A 17,913-nucleotide genomic window follows, 5' to 3' on the forward strand; every position below is an offset into this window, starting at 1 on the left:
CTTCCCTCCCTAAAATAATGAATTTACGTCTAATATTAAAGAAATTTTCCCATTACCTAATATAGTTGCACCTGCGAGATATTTAACATTTGATAAATACTTTCCTAAAGGCTTTATTACAATTTCTTGCTGTCCGAAAAGGCTGTCCACTACTAATCCAGCCTGCTTGTCCCCTTTCTTTACAATAATGGAAACGAACTCATTTCTTTCTTCATCTATTTCAGTATGGATTATTTTATTCAGCCTTATTACGGGAATGGTTCTTCCTCTATATAGTATTATTTCCTGTCCTTGTATATTTCTTATCTGTTCTTTATTTATATTAATGATTTCCGATATTGAACTTAAAGGTATTGCAAACATTTCTTCTTTTACTTTTACTAGCAACGCTTGAATTATTGCCAGAGTTAAAGGTATTCTGATTATAAATTTAGTTCCTTTTCCTTCTTTTGTCTCCACTTCTATAGAGCCACCTATGGATTCTATTTTGCTCTTGACTACATCTAATCCTACCCCTCTTCCCGATACATCCGAGATTACATCTGAAGTACTGAATCCAGGTTTAAACAAAAGCTCAATTGCTTCTTCCTTACTCATCGTATCGGCATTTTTCCCATTTATCAAATCTTTTTCCACAGCTTTTTTCTTTATTTTTTCAAAATTAATTCCACTGCCATCATCTTCTACTTCTACCACTACATTATTACCGTCAGGATAAGCTTTTAATATAACCGTACCTGTTTCATTCTTTCCAAGCTTTTTCCTTTCTTCCGGATGTTCTATTCCGTGATCTATTGAATTTCTGATTAAATGAATAAGAGGATCCCCAATTTCATCAATAACAGTTCTATCAACTTCCGTTTCATCTCCGGACATCTGAAGGGAAACATTTTTTTTCAATTCCTTCGATAGGTCCCTAACCATTCTCGGAAATCTGTTAAACACTCTTTCAATAGGAACCATCCTCACTTTCATTACCGCATCGTGAAGGCTTGTAGTAATTCTTTCTAAGTATTCAATGGCTTCATTCATGCCTTCTTTATTAGAAGTTTCTCCTATTCCCTCCATTCTCGTCTTTATAATAATAAGCTCACTGACAAGATTCATAAGATTGTCCAATCTATCAATATCAACTCTTACAGTCTTTCCTACTTTGGCAGATTTGGAAACAGTGCCACCATTTTTCTCTTTCTTTTCTTTTTGAGTCACAGACTCTCTTTCCGCGGTAATATCCTTAGACTTAACTTGTTCCGTTTTTACTTCCAATTCAGTCAAATCGGCAATCTGAATATTCTCAATTTCCGATATGCCGTTCAACTCTCCTTCTATTTTTTCTTTCTCCTCTTTAGTGACTATAACTATAGAAAATTCCAAATCAAATTTTTCGTCTTCAATATCTTCTGCCGATGGATTCGAATAAATAATTTCTCCCAAGTTTTCCAATGTATTAAATACAACAAACGCTCTTGCCGATTTAAGCATACATGTACTTTTCAAACGAACATCTATCTGAAAACTGTTTAAATTTTGGGAACTGGCTTTACATAAAACATTATTTACATATTCATTAAACTCAACTTTTTCCTTCTTTGGTTTTTCATAATCTTTATTATCCTTATTGTCTTCATTGCTTTCATTTTTTTCATTATTCATTGCCTTTTTCAATTTATTGATAAGAGCACTATAATCGTCTTCCGGTTCCTTGCTTGTTTCGGATATTTGAGATATACATGAATCCAAAACGTCTGCACATTCGAAGAGTACATCCATGGTATTCTCTGATACTTGAATTTCTCCACTTCTTATTCCCTGAAGAACATCTTCCATCTGATGGGTCAAATTTGCCATACTGTTAAATCCCATTGTTCCAGCCATTCCCTTTAAGGTATGAGCTATTCTAAACAACTCATTTAATATGTCCTGGTTGTGAACATCCTTTTCAAGATCTAAAAGTATTTCATTCATATTTTGTATATGTTCTTTTGATTCTTCCACAAATGCATTTAAGTATTGACTAATGTCCAAATCCATTTATAACACCCCCACTTGATTTATAATCTCATCGGCGATTGACTCTAAAGGCAATATTTTATCAACAATTCCTATATTAATAGCTGCCCTTGGCATTCCGAAAACCACCGATGACTTTTCATCTTGTGCAATGATAAAACCTTTTTTTTCTTTTACCTTTTTTAACCCTAATGTTCCGTCAGACCCCATTCCGGTTAATATAATGCCTACTTTTTTCTTATGCTCTATATTAGCAACTGATTCCATCATAGGATCTACTGCCGGTCTTAATCCCAAAATAGGAGGACTCTGATTTAATTTAATAAATAAATCGTCTCCTCTTTTACCTACTAACAGATGATAATCTCCCGGTGCTATATAGCAATATCCTCTTTTAAGTTTTTCCCCTTCTTCTCCTTCTTTTACCAATACCTGAGACAAAGAATTAAGCCTGTCCGCAAGAGATTTCGTAAAATTAGGAGGCATATGCTGGACTATCACTATAGCAGCATTAATATTATAAGGAATCTTTGGTATTATTTCTTGCAGAGCTCTCGGTCCTCCGGTTGAGGTACCAATAGCAACTATATTATTGTAGCTACTTCCGCTAAGAATATCAAAATCAAACTTCTTTTTAACAGGTTCTGAAATATCAATTTTTTTATATAATCTTCTTCTATTGGATCTGCCGGCAATCTTTACCTTGTCTATTATTTTCTTTCTTTCTGCACTTCCTCCCAATCCAAATATATTCTTAGGTTTGGGAATAAAATCTACCGCTCCTTCCTCCAAAGCTCTTATAGTATATTCCGCACCTTCAGTAGTCAAAGAACTTATCATCAGTACAGGAATATTATATTTGGCAACAATATTTTTTAAAGTTTCAATGCCATCCATTACCGGCATTTCCATATCCAAAGTAACAACATCCGGTTTAAAAAGTACTATCTTCTCCAGCGCATCTTTTCCATTGTTTGCTACCGCTATAACTTGGGTCTCTTCATCCTCGTTTAATATATCAGAAAGAATTTTCCTCATTAGTGCAGAATCATCAACTATTAATACTTTAATCATTATATCAACCCTTTTTCTCTCATTCTTATTTCCCTTTCAAATATATATTTTATTATTGTCTCCCTATCTTTCGAAGCGATATCGCAAAAGTTTACTCCAATTTCATATTTATAATAAAATACATCTACAGGCTTTATTCTCACTACTTTTCCCATAACATTAATTGTTCTGTCATTTATATCAAAACTCATTCCTACGATATCTCCTATGCTGTGTTTAAAAGATGTTTTTAAGGCTATGCCGTTTCCGCTTATATCCTTTGACTCACAATTTTCTTCAATGATTTCTTCTTTTTCGCTTTTTCCTACAACAAACTTTTTTATTACCTTTATATTTATAGGAAATCTGTAATAATTCCTTTCTTGAGTCCTGTAAACTTTGCTTACTTGTTGAATTTTAACTATATATATCTTATTGAACTTTCTTTCTAATACTCTTCCTTCGAAACAAAATCTTCCTTTATTTTTTACTGCACAAGAAATTTTAATTATTTCATTTTTATGAACCATTATGAAAGAAGTTTTATATATAGGCCCACTGATGACATAAACATTTTTATCGATAATATCCAAAATTTGACTCGGATAGAATTTTCTTCCTCTCTTCTCTTCTCTGCTAATTTCAATTCTTTGACCTATACGAAAAAGCTTTTTTTTATCGTCCATAATCTTCAATCACCCTTTTTTAAAAGAAAGTATTTCAATTTTTCCACAAAACTTTTAGGTCGATAATCTGGTAAAACATTTATCCCTTTCGCAGTATTTAATGCTATAATATTTATTTTCTTTGATATCTGATTATAAGGATCTGATATTACAAAGGGAACTTGTTTTCTCACAGCGTTGGAAACAATATTATTCCGATCCAAGAAACCCAAGAAATTTAATTGGATATTCAGAAATCTATCGGTTGCCCTGTTAAGCTTATTAAACACTTCATAGGCATTAGTTCTGCTATCAACCATATTAATCACTACATTTAGTTGCCTTCCATACCCTTTGAGTACCAAGGTTTTTATTAAAGTATAACTATCAGTAATAGATGTAGGATCAGGTGTTGTGATAACTATAACTTCGTCGGAAGACATTATAAAGTCCGTTACCGAATTATGTATTCCCGCTCCCGTATCAATTAATATAAAATCCGAAAATCTCTCTAATTTCCCTAATTCATCAATTATCTTATTTATTGATTTATCGTCGATTAAGGTTAATTCATTTATTCCTGTACCTCCGGACAGTATCTTTATTCCCTCCGGTCCTTCATGAATTACTTCAAATATATCAAGCCCGTCTTTCAATAAATTCGAAATGGTATATTTGGTTATAGTTCCTGATACAATATCTATATTGGCTAATCCGATATCCGCATCAAAGACTACTACCTCATATCCCAATCTTTTTAAAGAAATTGCCAAGTTTATAGTAAAATTAGTTTTTCCTACTCCCCCTTTCCCACTTGTTATAGAAATAACTTTACTTTTTTTCTCTCTCTCCTTTGTAACAAAATCATCAATATTTATATTTCTATCTTTCTTTATTAAATTTCTTAATTTTTCAGCTTGATCCGGCATATTAATTCTCCTTAAACAATTGACCCGCTATTTTTTTTAAATCCGCTACTTCTATATTATCGGGAACATCTTGTCCATTTGTAATATATGAAAGAGGATTATCAAAATAATATTTTACATTTAATATATTCCCATAATTCTCCGTTTCATCTAACTTAGTAAAAATAATTTTACATTCACGAAACAAGCTATACTGTTTTAATATGGACAATAAAGTTTTTAAATCCGTTGAAACACTCAAAACAAGATATATTTCCTTATTGTCCACAGAATCAGTTAATTCTTTTGTTTCAAGTATTTGCTCCCTATCCTTATGGGTTCTCCCTGCAGTATCAACTAATACAATATTCTTGTCCTTAAACTCTTCCAATGCTTTATTCAAATCTTGGGATTTATAAACGGTTTTCAAAGGAATATTAAGTATTTCACTATATACCTTTAATTGATCCACTGCAGCAATTCTGTATGTATCGGCAGTTATTAATCCAACACTATGTTTTCCTTCAAGTATAATTTTTGAAGCTATCTTAGCCAAAGTAGTAGTTTTTCCAACACCAGTAGGTCCAACAAAAAAAATTACTTTTTGCTTTTCTTCAATCTCTATCGGTTCTACATCTCCGAGGCGCTCATATAAATAATAATTCACTATTCCATCAAGAGTTTCTTCGTCCTTATCTTCTATATTAACATTTTCATTTATACTATTCAATATTGAGGTAGCAACCAACTTGTCAACTCCATTGGATACTAAAACATCTCTGTACTTTTCAAGTCTTTCGTTTATCTCATCGCTCTTGTTCATATTATTATACATTTTTTCTACAAGGTTTTGGAGTTTTACTATTTCGGATTTTAGATTATCATTCTCATTATTATTTCTAATTGCTCTGTTATTTTGTCTTTTAAAACTATATTCTTCTTCATCTACTGCCGCCACTACTTCAACCATGCTTTTTTTAAATAATCCCAAAAAGCCACCTTTTTTAATAGTTTTGGTATTAAGTATTACTGCTTCAGGCCCCAATTCTTTTTTTAGCTTACCCATTACCTCTTGAGTATTTTCTCCTATATATCTTTTAATTTTCATTATATACTCACCATCCCTACAGATTGGACCTCAACAGAAGACTCTATCTCATTATAGGACAAGACAACCAAATCATTTGTCAACTGTTCTGTAAGCCTTTTGAAATACAACCTGACAATTGGTGCCGTTAATATTATAGGTTGTTCTCCGATGGAAGTAAGTTTTTTAACTACCTTCAATGTATTGTTTAAGATTGTTTGAGCTTTCCTGGGTTCTAACGAAAGATAAGAACCCGTATCGCTTTTATTTATGGAATTCATTATCAACTCTTCTACTTGACTGTCCAAGGTAACGACCTTCAAATGATTATTTTCCACATATCTGTTTGTTATATACCCTGAAAGTTTTTGCCTGACATACTCCGTTAATAAATCCGTATCCTTTGTAACCGTACCATAATCAGCTAAAGTTTCCAATATTGTAACCATATCCCTGATACTTATCTGTTCTCTTAAAAGATTTGAAAGGACCTTTTCTATCTCTCCAAGGGATAACACCTTCGGAACAACCTCTTCCACCACAGCAGGATATTCTTCCTTTACATTATCAATAAGGGATTTAACTTCCTGTCTTCCTATTAATTCATAAGCTCTCTGCTTAATAATTTCAGTTAAATGAGTAGCTATTACTGAAGGAGGATCTACTACTGTATATCCCAAAACTTCTGCCTTTTCTCTTTCTTTGTCGGTAATCCATTTAGCAGGAAGTCCGAAAGCAGGTTCTACCGTATCAATTCCTTCAATTTCACCTGTAGCTGCACCGGAATCCATAGCCATATAATGATCGAAATAAACTTCACCTTTGGAGACTTCCACTCCCTTGATCTTTATCACATATTCGTTTGGATTTAGTTGAATATTATCCCTCAATCTTACAATAGGAACCACCAGCCCCATTTCCATAGCAATCTGCCTTCTTATCATTACTATTCTGTCCAATAAATCTCCGCCTTGGCTTACGTCCGCCAGTGGTATTAAGCCATAACCAAATTCCAGCTCTATGCTGTCCACTTTTAATAAGGACATGACATTTTCAGGTCTTCTCAATTCCTCCGCTTCAGTCGGCCCCACGGAGACGCTCTCTTCTTTCTCTTTTCCTTTTGTTGCTTTCTTCATTAAATAGGACAATAATAAGAAAATTAAAGCGATGACTATATAAAAATGGAGTGGAGTAAATATTCCCAAAAATGCTAACACACCACCTACTATAGAAAGAAGCTGAGGATTCTTCCCAAACATCTGCTCGACTAAATCTTTTCCTAAACTGCTTTCAGAAGCAGCTCTGGTAACTATGATACCTGTTGCCGTTGAAATCAAAAGGGCAGGTATCTGGCCAACCAATCCGTTTCCTACAGTAAGAAGAACATATTTTTGCAGAGCTTCGGAAAAGCTTAAACCCATACTCATCATTCCTATTAAAAAGCCTCCCAAAACATTTACAAAGGTTATTAGAATACTTGCTATAGCATCTCCTTTTACAAATTTGCTTGCTCCATCCATAGCTCCATAAAAATCAGCATATTGCTGTACTTCTTTTCTTTTCTTCTTCGCTTCACTTTCAGTAATAAGCCCTGCATTTAAATCGGCATCTATTGCCATTTGCTTTCCGGGCATTGCATCAAGAGTGAATCTTGCAGCCACTTCGGCAACTCTTTCTGAACCTTTTGTAATTACTAAAAACTGCACAATAACAATTATAATGTATATTATGAATCCGACGACTATATTACCCTGTATAACAAAATTTCCAAAAACCTCTATTACGCTTCCGGCATTCCCTTCAGTTAAAATTCCTCTTGTTGTAGATATATTTAAAGACATTCTGTACAAAGTAGTTATTAAAAGAAGGGAAGGAAATACGGATATATCCAATATATCTTTCGTATACATAGAAAGCAGTAATATAAGCAAGCTTAACGCAAGATTCACAGTAAGCAAAATATCCAATAAAACCTTAGGAATAGGTATTATAATTATTACTACCATAGCAATGACTGCCACCGCTACAACTATATCTCCAAACTTCATATTAATCCTCCTAATACTTATCTTTTAAACTATATACATATGCCAATACTTCAGCTACCGCTTCATACAAATCGTCGGGAATTGTCTCTCCGATTTCCACATTTTCATATATAGTTCTTGCCAAAATTTTGTTCTCTACAATCGGTATATCATTTTCTTTTCCAATCTTTCTTATATTAAAAGCAATATTATCCGCTCCTTTTGCTATCAAATACGGAGCTGAATACTTTTCAGCATCATATTTCAGGGCAACAGAAAGATGGGTAGGATTTGTAATTATAACATCTGCCTTAGGAACTTCCTGCATCATTCTACTCCTGGCAAGCCTCCTCTGAGTCTCCCTTATTTTAGATTTTGTTTGGGGATTTCCTTCCGTCTGCTTATATTCCTCTTTTATTTCTTCCTTAGTCATCATCAAATTCTTTTCGTATTCTCTCCATTGATAAAAATAATCAACAAACGCAAGAGCAATTAAAACTCCCGCAATCTTCATTGCAAAATCAAGTATAATACTTGACATACTTTTGATGGCCGGAATCATCTCAAGTCCCGGAAGATTAATTATGGTGTTTAAATTATTCGATATAAAATTATAAGCCACATATCCTATGATGACTACCTTAATAATAGATTTTAACAACTCCATAATTGCTCTTTTTGAAAATAATCTCTTGAATCCTTCAATAGGATTTATCCTGCTGAGTTTAATCTTCAAAGGCTTTGTCGTAAACAAGAATCCTATCTGAGCATAATTTATTAATAATCCTGATAGAAGAGATATTAAACCTATGGGAAGAATTGCCCCCAAAAATTCAACAATAACTTTTAGAAATCCTACCTTAAAATTTGACTCCAAAAAGATATCAGTAGGATTAGATATTAAAGAAAAAACCTCTTCTAAAAATTCAAGATAATTACTGAATATTCTACCTCCAAAAATTTTAAAACCTATAAAGCATAATAATAAAATAAAGGCGGAAGTGACTTCTCTACTTTGGAGAACTTGCCCTTCTTCTCTTGTATCTCTTCTTTTCTTTGGGGTTGCCTTTTCTGTCTTTTCTCCTTCTGCAAAAAGTTGTAAATCTATAGAAAAAATTCTGCTTCTCATGTTAATAACCTTAAGAATTCATATATACTATTAAACATTTCTTCAAATACATTGTTTGATATAACCCCAAATAATGGTAATGTCACCATAACTACCACAAGACCTATAACAATCTTTAGCGGCATTCCTACAACAAATACATTCATCTGAGGCATAGTTCTTGAAAGAACCCCCATAAGAATATCAATTAATAAAATAGTAGTAATCACAGGAATGCTCAATCTAAACCCTATCGAAAAACTTTTGGACACAATATCAGCCATGAAAAAAGCAATATTTTTATCTATTGTAAATTTACCAATTGGTGCAAGCTTATAACTATCCACCAATGCCTTTATCAAAAGATGATGTCCGTTTATAGTCAAAAATATTAAAAATGACATTATATAATAAAAATTACCCATAACAGGTATTTGCGTATTAAACTGAGGATCAAGAACATTTACCATGGCAAATCCCGTTTCCATATCGATAATCTGCCCCAATACATAAAAGGTTGAAAAAAAAACATAACTTATAAACCCTATGATAAGTCCTATAGACAGTTCCTTAATTATCAAAACAACATAATTAGCCCCCTTTAAATTTAAAGAATTGATATTCAGTACATTCATAACAATAATAGAAAGCATAAAGTTAAAACCTATTTTAACAATATTTGGTACATTCTTAGAGCTAAAAAAAGGAGAGAAAATAAATATTCCTGAAAGCCTTATAAAGATTAACAAAAAAATCTCCCATTTACTAAGTACCATATTTAAAATTTCTTCCATAATTAACACCTGTCTATTGTATATAAGAATTAATATTTGTAAGCAGCCCCGAAGTAAATTCCGTCAGAACTTTCAAGATCCAAGGTCCAAATATTACAAGAGCTAAAAGTACGGCTATTATCTTAGGAACAAAAGCTAAAGTGGATTCCTGAATTTGAGTTACCGCCTGAAATATACTTATAACAAGACCTACTGCCAAACTAAAGATCAGCATTGGAGCTGATGCCGTTAAAATAGTTCTAATAGCACTTTGTGCAATTTTAATTATATCTCCTTCACTCATACCGCCACCTCCATTATTTGAATCCTAAAACCATAGCTTTAGATATTAAATTCCACCCGTCAACTAAAATAAACAATAATATTTTAAACGGAAATGAAATTATAACAGGGGGAAGCATCATCATCCCCATTGACATTAAAGTACTTGATACTATCATATCTATTACAAGAAACGGCACATATATAATAAATCCTATTTGAAAAGCAGTTTTCAATTCACTTATAATAAAAGCCGGAATCAGCACATAATTAGGTATGGCATCCAAGTTCTTAACATTAGAAATATTTTTAATGTTCATAAAAAGAGATAAGTCTTTATCCCTCGTCTGCTTGAACATAAATTCTCTTACGGGAGCCATCGCTTTTTTCAAAGCCTCTTCCTGATTTATTTCCTCCTTTAAAAAAGGCTGCAAAGCTTCGCTGTTAATTTGTTTACCAACAGGAGCCATGACAAACATCGTTAAGCACAATGCCAACCCGATTAAAACCTGACTGGGAGGAGTCTGCTGCAAACCTAAGGCATTCCTTATAAAAGAAAGTATAATTATAATCCTGGTAAAGCTTGTCATCATTATCAGTATCGATGGTGCCAAAGATAATACCGTCAATAGAAGAAGTAACTTTATAGAAGATACATAATCTTGAGGAGTACCTCCATCCTCTATTTTGATATTTTTCCCAAATAATGATACCCCAGATTGTGCATAAACTCCACTGCTAAATATCATACTTATAATAAAGATTAAAATTAACAAATTAACTGTTCTTTTTGTCATCTTTTTCATCCCTACACTCATTTGAATTAACTTCATTTGACCTTTTCATTTTTAATTTGTCTTTTATTTTTCCAAGATCTTTTAACGCCAAAATTGAATTATACTTTTTCAAGTAGTCCGTAAAATTCTTTTCATCCGATTCTTCATATATAGGAAATTCATCCTCATTAATTTTATCTATAAGTGTAAAGCCGTTATTTCCTACACCCATAATATAAATTTTGTCATTCACCTTCATGACTATCAATTTAACATTTGTTCCCAAGCTTACCGTATCAATTATTTCCATATACTTACTTTTAAAAAATGATTTAGATCTTTTCCCAACAAGCTTTGTCCCGTAAAAACATAGTACTATAACTGCGATAAAGATTAAAAGATACAAAATCATTTTAATAAATAATTTTAAAAAACTTTCTTCACCGCCATTTCCTTCTGCATAAGCAAAGGAATTAAATACTGTAATCAAAAAGATAAATATTCCTCCAAAATATTTTCCCATATTTTAGCTTAATACCTTCTTTACAGCTTCTATTACTCTATCTGCTTGGAATGGCTTAACAATAAAATCCTTTGCTCCCGCCTGTATTGCTTCAATTACCATAGCTTGTTGTCCCATTGCTGAACACATAACTATTTTAGCGTTCCCGTCAATTTTTCTTATTGCCTTCACAGCTTGAATTCCATCTACCTCAGGCATGGTGATGTCCATGATAACAAGAGAGGGCTTTAATTCATTATACTTTTCTACAGCTTTCATCCCGTTTTCCGCCTCTCCCAAAACTGTAAATCCATTTTTAGTTAAAATATCTTTTATCATCATTCTCATAAAAGATGCATCATCTACGATCAGTATTCCATCAGCCATATGTATATCCTCCTTAAATTCTTATTAAATTAATTATCCTCTTTATATGAATTTGATATATCGGTTATCCTTATCCCAAAATTATCATCTATAACCACAACTTCACCCTTAGCAATAAATTTTCCGTTTGCATAAACATCTAACGGTTCCCCTACAAGCTTATCCAATTCAACAATAGTACCTACGCCATATTCCAATATCTCTTTAATTTTTTTAGCTGTCCTTCCTAGTTCTGCGGTTATTTCAACGGGAATATCTCCTACTAAATCTATACTTTCATTGTGTAAGTTTTCCTTCTTGGGCTCAACATCAAAAGCCTCAAACTTAGGTTTTTTTACAATAACACTTTTATCTGTCTCTATATTTTTGTTTTCGTGTAAATGCTTCTCTTTTTTCTCTTCCTTTCTTTCCTCCTTTTTTACCTTTGAATCAAACATTTTATCCAAATCATCTTCTTTTTCATATTCGTAAGATAAAGAAGAGTCATCGGTTGAATTGGCAGAAACAACTTCTTCCTCCGATTCAACTTGAGAATCTTGTCCCATTAACTTTGACACTAACTCCTTTGCAAACCTTACTGGAATAAGTTGCATGATATTACTGTTTATAATATCTCCTACTGTCATCTTAAAAGATATTTTAACAATCGAATCTGCATTTTTCAATACATCTAACTCGTCTTTTGCTTTTTCAAATGTTATCTCCGTGGATTTTGGAGGCTCAATGTCTATCTTTCTTGAAAACATCTCCGAAAGAGACGTACATGCGGTCCCCATCATCTGGTTCATAGCTTCGCTTACAGCAGATAAATCCATTTCTGTCAGTTCTCTGTTTAAATCAAAAGTTTCTTTTCCTAACATTAGATCAGTTATGATTTTTACATCATCCGTCTTTAATATTAATACATTTGACCCTTCCAGTCCAGTTTTATATTTCACATCTATAGCAACAAAGGGAATTGTATACTCATCGGCAAGAATATTGATATTCTCCACGGAAACTTGGGGTATCGTAATACTTACCCTTTGTTTTAATAAAGTAGATAAAGCAGTTGCCGCCGAACCCATACTGATATTACCAATCTCTCCCAATGCGTCTCTTTCCACTTCACTGATTTCCCCATTTAAATCCGTTAAATTATCTTCCGTTGTTCCTTTTAATAATGCGTCTATCTCTTCTTGAGAAAGCATATCATTAGCCATATATATTTTCACCTTCCTCTATTATCTTATTAATTTTTATTGCCATCTTATTATTTTCAGTTCCAAGTTTACCTAAAAATTTAACAAAGGGACCTATCTTGACCTTTATATTTTCATTATTACTCTTATCAAAACCTATTACATCTCCCTCAGTTAAATTGACAATATCATTGATCTTAACTCTCGTATTTCCCAGTTCGGCTGTTATGGGAACTATCGTATCCAAGATCCTGTCTTTAATTAATTTTTCGTCTTCCTCGGAAATGTCCTTTTTGGAAGTCGAAAACCAATATTTTGTGCTAAGTTTATCCAATATAGGCTCTATGACTATATATGGAATACAAACATTTATCATTCCTTCTACCTTTCCCACTTCAATATTCAATGTTATCAAAGCAACAGTTTCGTTAGGAGGTACTATCTGAGCAAACTGAGAATTAGTTTCAATCTTTTCTAAGGACGGTTCCAAATCAATTACATTACTCCATGCTTCCTTAATAAAATCATTTAGTTTTGACATTATTACAGTTAATAACGATAATTCAATTTCCGTAAATCCTCTGGATTCATATTTTCCATCTCCATCTCCTCCCAAGAGTCTGTCAATCATTGTATATACAATATTAGTAGATATATCAATTACTATCTGGCCATCCAAAGGGTTAAAATTAATAATGGTTAAAAAAGCCGGATTGGAAATCGCATTGTTGAATTCACTGTAGGCATATTGATCCACAGTCATAATACCTATCTTAACAGGCGCTCTTAAGTAGCCGGATAGAAAAGTCTGCAATAGCCTACTAAAATTCTCATGGATTATTTCTAAAGTTCTCAATTGATCCTTTGCAATTTTCTGAGGATTTTTAAAATCATACTTTTTAACTTTTTTAGAACCCTTCTCTTCTTTCATATCCTGGACATTTGCTTCACCTGAGCTAATAGCTTGAAGTAGGGCATCTATTTCATTTTGAGACAATACTTCTGGCAATTGTGCTACCTCCCCTACTGAATAATCATTTCATCGAAATAAACATTTGTGATACTTTCGTCATCGAATATTTTTACCAAACTGTTCTTTATTTCCTTCTGAAGATTGGTCAGCCCTTCGCTTCCCTGAAGTTCTTCTTCTGTTTTATTTCTGATTATTTTGTTTATATCATCTTTTATTAAAAATTGTTTATTTTCCAATTCCGTTTTGCTGTCTTCATCGATCAATTCTATTGTCACCTTAAGGCTGAGCACTTTTTTACTGTCTTTTATATTACAATATATACTATCTAAAGATAAATAATATTTCTCAACTTTCTCCTTCTTCTTATTATTTTCAAAAAAAGTAAAGCCCCCTTTATTAAACACATATCCCGCTATTGTCCCGGCAAGTCCAAGTATAATTATAACAACAACTACCACAATTAGTATTACTTTCTTAGTACTCACTTTATCACTCCTTTACTTAGGTTCATTTTTTTGAGAAGACTCTCTGAGTATTACAATATCAACCCTTCTGTTTTTAGCTTTATTTGCTTTAGTATCATTTGGCGCTATGGGTCTGTAATAGCTGTATCCGGATGAAGATATCCTGTTTCCTTCAATATTTTCAACTTCAACTAAATATCTTAATACATTGGTCGCTCTTATTGCAGATAATTCCCAGTTAGTAGGATACTCATTAGAATGTACAATTGGATCCGAATCCGTATGGCCTTCAATTTTAATCTGCATACTTTTAAACTCAGATTTCTTAAGTATCTCCGCTAAATAATGGAGGATATTCCTTGATTTTGGTTTTATATCAGCCTTTCCCGAGTCAAAAAATACACTGTCCTTAAACCTTATAACAAGTCCTCTTTCTTCCAAATCCATCGTAATTTCATCGGAAAGTCCCTTCTCATCAGTATATTCTTCCAAAATATCCCTAATTCTTTCTAACTCATCTTCGTCCAATCCCAAATCTTCAATATTGACATTACTTCCGTTTCCCGAACTTTCACCAGGTCTAAAGGACTGAACCATAGTATCAAACTTTGCTTTATCTACATTGGAAAAAGCATATATTGCCACAAAGAAACAGAGTAAAAGTGTTATCATATCAGCATATGTATTAAGCCAGGAAGATGTATTTACATTATCCGCTTCTCTCTTCTTTCTCATATAACTCCCTCTCTTCTAAGCTGTTCTTGTTCTCTGTAATTTTTTCTCATTTGGGGAGATACAAAGGTCTTCAACTTTTCTTCTATTATCCTTGGGTTTTCTCCGGCCTGTATTGCCAACAATCCTTCTATTATCAGTTCCTTAACCAGCACCTCCTTGTTTCCTACAATTTTCAATTTATTAGCCATCGGTAAAAAAACGACATTTGCTAAAATGGACCCATAATAAGTCGTTACCAACGCTACAGACATTTGAGGTCCTACAGTACTGGGATCACTTAAGGTTCTCAACATGTTTATAAGTCCTACAAGAGTTCCTATCATACCAAAAGCAGGTGCAAAAGTTGCTGCCGACTCCAACATTCTCTGACCTTCAGCATGTCTGTCTTCAAGAAATGTAAGCTCTGTTTCCATTATATTTCTTACCAATTCAGGATCGGTACCATCTACTATCAACAGAATTCCTTTTTTAAGAAAATCATCATTAATCTTCTCTCCATATTCCTCCAAAGAAAGCAAGCCTTCTTTACGTGCAACGTTGGCAAGATTAATTATCTCTTCTATTATTTTATTAGGGCTGAAGTCCTTTTCTTTAAATGCATTTCTAATTACATTTCCCAAATTTAGAAAACTTTTAAGAGGATAGCTCATAAGAGTGGAAGCCAAAGTACCTCCTAATGTAATTATTATGGATGGAATATTTATATATGAGGCTATAACACCTCCAGATGAGTAAACTCCATATATAGTAAAAAATATTCCTGCAAGAAGTCCCACTACAGTTGCTATATCCAAAATTTATTACACCTCTTTTCCTTGCTCAATTTTATGATAATCATTAATTCTTCCTTTAAAAGCTATAATTTTTTTAATCACTTCATCAATACTTTCAGCAACCACTATTTTTTTCCCCGTAGTAAGAGTTATGACTGTATCAGGAGTTGATTCGATAAATTCAATTAAATCACAATTAACAATAAACTCTTTTCCGTTTAATCTTTTAACTTCTATCATTACATCTTCCACCTTTTTTTGCTGGGCAGCTAAATTGCCCAGCTTTTAATATTATCTTTTCATATTTACAAGTTCTTGAAGCATCTCATCGGAAGTCGTTATAATCCTTGAATTTGCTTGAAATCCTCTTTCAGTAGTAATCATCTCCGTAAACTCCATAGAAATATCTACGTTGGACATCTCCAAAGAACCTGATTTTGTCGACCCATAACCACTGGCGCCAGGTTTCCCTACCTGAGGCTCTCCGGAATTTCTTGTATCCGTAAATAAATTTCCTCCAAGTTTTTGAAGTCCCATGGAGTTATCAAATTTAGCCAAAATCAACTGCCCCAAAATCTTTTTTTCGCCGTTACTGAATTGCCCTACAACTTCCCCATTAGGGGAAATAGAAAATCCTTCTATTACTCCGGCTGTATTTCCTTCCAAAATCTTAGGCTTTGCGGAAGTATCATCGGCATACTGATGCAATTGTGAAAAGTCCACATTTATTATATTATTGTAATTTCCGCTTCCGTCCTTCTCTCCAAATCCCGTTTCGGGATTAAGTATTTCAATCTTTAAACTCGATCCTGTAGTCAATTTTCCCTCACTGCTGAAAGCTAAATCCTGGAACCCCGTATCAGCAGGAGTAATTGCTTTCCCATCTGAACCTTCCGGCTTTATGGAAAGTACTCTATACTGCCATTGACCGGAAAGATTATTTAAAGCAGCTAATGCATCCTCTTTGGTATCATAAAGAGTAGTATTATATTCCTCCGGCCAATTACCGTCAGCATCAAGAGTAAGCCCGTCTATCTTCTTTGAAATTTCAAACTCAACTTTATATCCGTTTCCCAAGCTGTCTCTGATTATAGTATCGGTTTTATATATCCCGTCATTATTTAAAACCAACTTATACTTTTTATTGCCGCTTGCATCTTGAGTCTCAACAGCCTCGTAAGGCAAATCCATCCTTGAATCCAAATTACCGTCAAACTGAACATTCCTTGTAGTTGTAGGCGCCACGGTTTCCGAACGGTTTACAACTATGGGGCGGATTTCCGACGTAATGTTCCCGTCTTCGTCGGCACCGTACCCTAATACCTTATATCCGTCGGCCGTAACCAAATTTCCTGCCCTGTCAAATGTAAAATTCCCCGCTCTTGTATAATATCTGTTTTCAAAATTAGTATCATCCGTCACCACAAAAAATCCTTCCCCGTCAATCATTACATCTGTAGGACTGTCGGTAGCCTGAGTGTTTCCCTGAGTTTGAATGGTATTTATCGAACCTATGCCAACTCCGAGCCCTACCTGCTGAGGATTCGTACCTCCCTTTCCGTCCTGAGGTGCTCCCGCTCCTCTGACAAGCTGATTTAACAGATCCTGAAAAGCCACCTGACTCTTTTTATATCCCACAGTATTTATATTGGCTATATTGTTTCCTATAACATCCATCTTCGTCTGATGTGCCCTAAGCCCTGAAACCGCGGAGTACATTGACCTCATCATAATACATTCCTCCTATTTTTTAAGAACGGACTATATCCTCTGTCGTTCAGATATAATAGCCTCCTTAATAGGTCCGGCTATATTATTACCGCTCCGTCTATATTTGTAAAAACATTATCTCTTAATCCTTCTCTGTCAACAGTTGTAATAATAGTTCTATTTTTAATACTGGCTATAAATGCCTTATCTCCCATTAGAATCAAAGCATCCTTTACTCCTTTTTTCTCGGCTTTTTCCACTGCTTTGTTAAGCTTGTCCGCTTCGTCCGTACTTAATTCTATTTTTCTTCCGTCCATTCTTTCCAAGGCATGTTTGGAAAATTTAATTTCTTCTTGATTAGCCTTAATCCTATCTAATATATGTTGGAAATTTTTATTTTCTACATTTATATTTCCCTTAGAGATATTTTGTGGAGAATTAGTTATAATCCTACTTTCCAACTGTTTAACATTTATTTCTTCCATAATAACAGCTCCTA

20 protein-coding genes are annotated in these 17,913 nt (G+C 33.5%); all 20 read right to left on the reverse strand.

From position 1 onward, the window contains the following. Window positions 1-9 precede the first annotated feature (9 nt). Entirely contained in the window at window positions 10-2,031 is a 2,022-nt protein-coding gene (locus PP176A_RS01890) for a chemotaxis protein CheA (RefSeq protein WP_200795943.1), read from the reverse strand. Then, window positions 2,032-3,084 (reverse strand): protein-glutamate methylesterase/protein-glutamine glutaminase, encoded by a 1,053-nt coding sequence (locus PP176A_RS01895; RefSeq protein ID WP_071138746.1) that lies wholly within the window; start codon window positions 3,082-3,084, stop codon window positions 2,032-2,034. Continuing rightward, the gene (locus tag PP176A_RS01900) at window positions 3,084-3,749 is read right to left on the reverse strand and encodes a flagellar brake protein (RefSeq protein ID WP_071138747.1); all 666 of its coding nucleotides are present in this window, start codon (window positions 3,747-3,749) and stop codon (window positions 3,084-3,086) included. The genes PP176A_RS01895 and PP176A_RS01900 overlap by 1 nt, the downstream gene beginning before the upstream one ends. Window positions 3,750-3,754: 5 nt before the next feature. Then, window positions 3,755-4,657, reverse strand: a complete 903-nt coding sequence (locus PP176A_RS01905; protein WP_071138748.1) for a MinD/ParA family protein — start codon at window positions 4,655-4,657, stop codon at window positions 3,755-3,757. A gap of 1 nt (window position 4,658) precedes the next feature. Beyond that, window positions 4,659-5,744, reverse strand: coding sequence for a flagellar biosynthesis protein FlhF (flhF, locus tag PP176A_RS01910; protein ID WP_071138749.1), 1,086 nt, complete (start codon window positions 5,742-5,744; stop codon window positions 4,659-4,661). Continuing rightward, window positions 5,744-7,771: a flagellar biosynthesis protein FlhA gene (gene flhA, locus PP176A_RS01915; protein WP_071138750.1), complete on the reverse strand. Its 2,028-nt coding sequence runs from the start codon at window positions 7,769-7,771 to the stop codon at window positions 5,744-5,746. The genes flhF and flhA overlap by 1 nt, the downstream gene beginning before the upstream one ends. 10 nt (window positions 7,772-7,781) lie before the next feature. Then, window positions 7,782-8,879 (reverse strand): flagellar biosynthesis protein FlhB, encoded by a 1,098-nt coding sequence (gene flhB, locus PP176A_RS01920; RefSeq protein ID WP_071138751.1) that lies wholly within the window; start codon window positions 8,877-8,879, stop codon window positions 7,782-7,784. Next, complete coding sequence (gene fliR, locus PP176A_RS01925; RefSeq protein ID WP_071138752.1) at window positions 8,876-9,652, reverse strand: flagellar biosynthetic protein FliR; 777 nt, start codon at window positions 9,650-9,652, stop codon at window positions 8,876-8,878. The genes flhB and fliR overlap by 4 nt, the downstream gene beginning before the upstream one ends. Before the next feature lie 13 nt (window positions 9,653-9,665). Then, entirely contained in the window at window positions 9,666-9,935 is a 270-nt protein-coding gene (gene fliQ, locus PP176A_RS01930; RefSeq protein WP_071138753.1) for a flagellar biosynthesis protein FliQ, read from the reverse strand. A 13-nt stretch (window positions 9,936-9,948) separates the two neighbouring features. Next, complete coding sequence (gene fliP, locus PP176A_RS01935; RefSeq protein ID WP_071138754.1) at window positions 9,949-10,710, reverse strand: flagellar type III secretion system pore protein FliP; 762 nt, start codon at window positions 10,708-10,710, stop codon at window positions 9,949-9,951. Further along, window positions 10,691-11,212, reverse strand: a complete 522-nt coding sequence (locus tag PP176A_RS01940) for a FliO/MopB family protein (protein WP_071138755.1) — start codon at window positions 11,210-11,212, stop codon at window positions 10,691-10,693. The genes fliP and PP176A_RS01940 overlap by 20 nt, the downstream gene beginning before the upstream one ends. A 3-nt stretch (window positions 11,213-11,215) precedes the next feature. Continuing rightward, complete coding sequence (locus tag PP176A_RS01945; protein ID WP_071138756.1) at window positions 11,216-11,578, reverse strand: response regulator; 363 nt, start codon at window positions 11,576-11,578, stop codon at window positions 11,216-11,218. Between the two features lie 29 nt (window positions 11,579-11,607). Continuing rightward, window positions 11,608-12,780 carry a flagellar motor switch phosphatase FliY gene (fliY, locus tag PP176A_RS01950; protein ID WP_071138757.1) on the reverse strand — a complete coding sequence of 391 codons (1,173 nt, stop codon included), beginning with the start codon at window positions 12,778-12,780 and terminating at the stop codon, window positions 11,608-11,610. Next, window positions 12,773-13,768 carry a flagellar motor switch protein FliM gene (fliM, locus tag PP176A_RS01955; protein WP_071138758.1) on the reverse strand — a complete coding sequence of 332 codons (996 nt, stop codon included), beginning with the start codon at window positions 13,766-13,768 and terminating at the stop codon, window positions 12,773-12,775. The genes fliY and fliM overlap by 8 nt, the downstream gene beginning before the upstream one ends. 14 nt (window positions 13,769-13,782) lie before the next feature. Continuing rightward, the gene (locus PP176A_RS01960; RefSeq protein ID WP_071138759.1) at window positions 13,783-14,217 is read right to left on the reverse strand and encodes a flagellar basal body-associated FliL family protein; all 435 of its coding nucleotides are present in this window, start codon (window positions 14,215-14,217) and stop codon (window positions 13,783-13,785) included. Between the two features lie 12 nt (window positions 14,218-14,229). Next, window positions 14,230-14,931, reverse strand: coding sequence for an OmpA/MotB family protein (locus PP176A_RS01965; RefSeq protein WP_071138760.1), 702 nt, complete (start codon window positions 14,929-14,931; stop codon window positions 14,230-14,232). Then, on the reverse strand, window positions 14,928-15,725 hold the full coding sequence (locus PP176A_RS01970; protein ID WP_071138761.1) for a motility protein A: 798 nt from the start codon (window positions 15,723-15,725) through the stop codon (window positions 14,928-14,930). Before PP176A_RS01970 ends, PP176A_RS01965 begins: the two co-directional genes overlap by 4 nt. Window positions 15,726-15,731: 6 nt before the next feature. Then, entirely contained in the window at window positions 15,732-15,944 is a 213-nt protein-coding gene (locus PP176A_RS01975) for a flagellar FlbD family protein (protein WP_071138762.1), read from the reverse strand. 51 nt (window positions 15,945-15,995) lie between these two features. After that, the gene (locus PP176A_RS01980) at window positions 15,996-17,435 is read right to left on the reverse strand and encodes a flagellar hook protein FlgE (protein WP_071138763.1); all 1,440 of its coding nucleotides are present in this window, start codon (window positions 17,433-17,435) and stop codon (window positions 15,996-15,998) included. 77 nt (window positions 17,436-17,512) lie between these two features. Then, on the reverse strand, window positions 17,513-17,899 hold the full coding sequence (locus PP176A_RS01985) for a TIGR02530 family flagellar biosynthesis protein (protein WP_071138764.1): 387 nt from the start codon (window positions 17,897-17,899) through the stop codon (window positions 17,513-17,515). Window positions 17,900-17,913: the final 14 nt, after the last annotated feature.

The organism is Sporanaerobacter sp. PP17-6a (assembly GCF_900095615.1).
Taxonomy (GTDB): domain Bacteria; phylum Bacillota; class Clostridia; order Tissierellales; family Acidilutibacteraceae; genus Acidilutibacter; species Acidilutibacter cellobiosedens.

Excerpts from the sequence above, each read along its gene's own strand:
- PP176A_RS01890 (WP_200795943.1), bottom strand. The coding sequence starts at position 2,031 with ATGGATTTGGACATTAGTCAATACTTAAATGCATTTGTGGAAGAATCA.
- PP176A_RS01895 (WP_071138746.1), bottom strand. The coding sequence starts at position 3,084 with ATGATTAAAGTATTAATAGTTGATGATTCTGCACTAATGAGGAAAATT.
- PP176A_RS01900 (WP_071138747.1), bottom strand. The coding sequence starts at position 3,749 with ATGGACGATAAAAAAAAGCTTTTTCGTATAGGTCAAAGAATTGAAATT.
- PP176A_RS01905 (WP_071138748.1), bottom strand. The coding sequence starts at position 4,657 with ATGCCGGATCAAGCTGAAAAATTAAGAAATTTAATAAAGAAAGATAGA.
- flhF (WP_071138749.1), bottom strand. The coding sequence starts at position 5,744 with ATGAAAATTAAAAGATATATAGGAGAAAATACTCAAGAGGTAATGGGT.
- flhA (WP_071138750.1), bottom strand. The coding sequence starts at position 7,771 with ATGAAGTTTGGAGATATAGTTGTAGCGGTGGCAGTCATTGCTATGGTA.
- flhB (WP_071138751.1), bottom strand. The coding sequence starts at position 8,879 with ATGAGAAGCAGAATTTTTTCTATAGATTTACAACTTTTTGCAGAAGGA.
- fliR (WP_071138752.1), bottom strand. The coding sequence starts at position 9,652 with ATGGAAGAAATTTTAAATATGGTACTTAGTAAATGGGAGATTTTTTTG.
- fliQ (WP_071138753.1), bottom strand. The coding sequence starts at position 9,935 with ATGAGTGAAGGAGATATAATTAAAATTGCACAAAGTGCTATTAGAACT.
- fliP (WP_071138754.1), bottom strand. The coding sequence starts at position 10,710 with ATGACAAAAAGAACAGTTAATTTGTTAATTTTAATCTTTATTATAAGT.
- PP176A_RS01940 (WP_071138755.1), bottom strand. The coding sequence starts at position 11,212 with ATGGGAAAATATTTTGGAGGAATATTTATCTTTTTGATTACAGTATTT.
- PP176A_RS01945 (WP_071138756.1), bottom strand. The coding sequence starts at position 11,578 with ATGGCTGATGGAATACTGATCGTAGATGATGCATCTTTTATGAGAATG.
- fliY (WP_071138757.1), bottom strand. The coding sequence starts at position 12,780 with ATGGCTAATGATATGCTTTCTCAAGAAGAGATAGACGCATTATTAAAA.
- PP176A_RS01965 (WP_071138760.1), bottom strand. The coding sequence starts at position 14,931 with ATGAGAAAGAAGAGAGAAGCGGATAATGTAAATACATCTTCCTGGCTT.
- PP176A_RS01975 (WP_071138762.1), bottom strand. The coding sequence starts at position 15,944 with ATGATAGAAGTTAAAAGATTAAACGGAAAAGAGTTTATTGTTAATTGT.
- PP176A_RS01980 (WP_071138763.1), bottom strand. The coding sequence starts at position 17,435 with ATGATGAGGTCAATGTACTCCGCGGTTTCAGGGCTTAGGGCACATCAG.
- PP176A_RS01985 (WP_071138764.1), bottom strand. The coding sequence starts at position 17,899 with ATGGAAGAAATAAATGTTAAACAGTTGGAAAGTAGGATTATAACTAAT.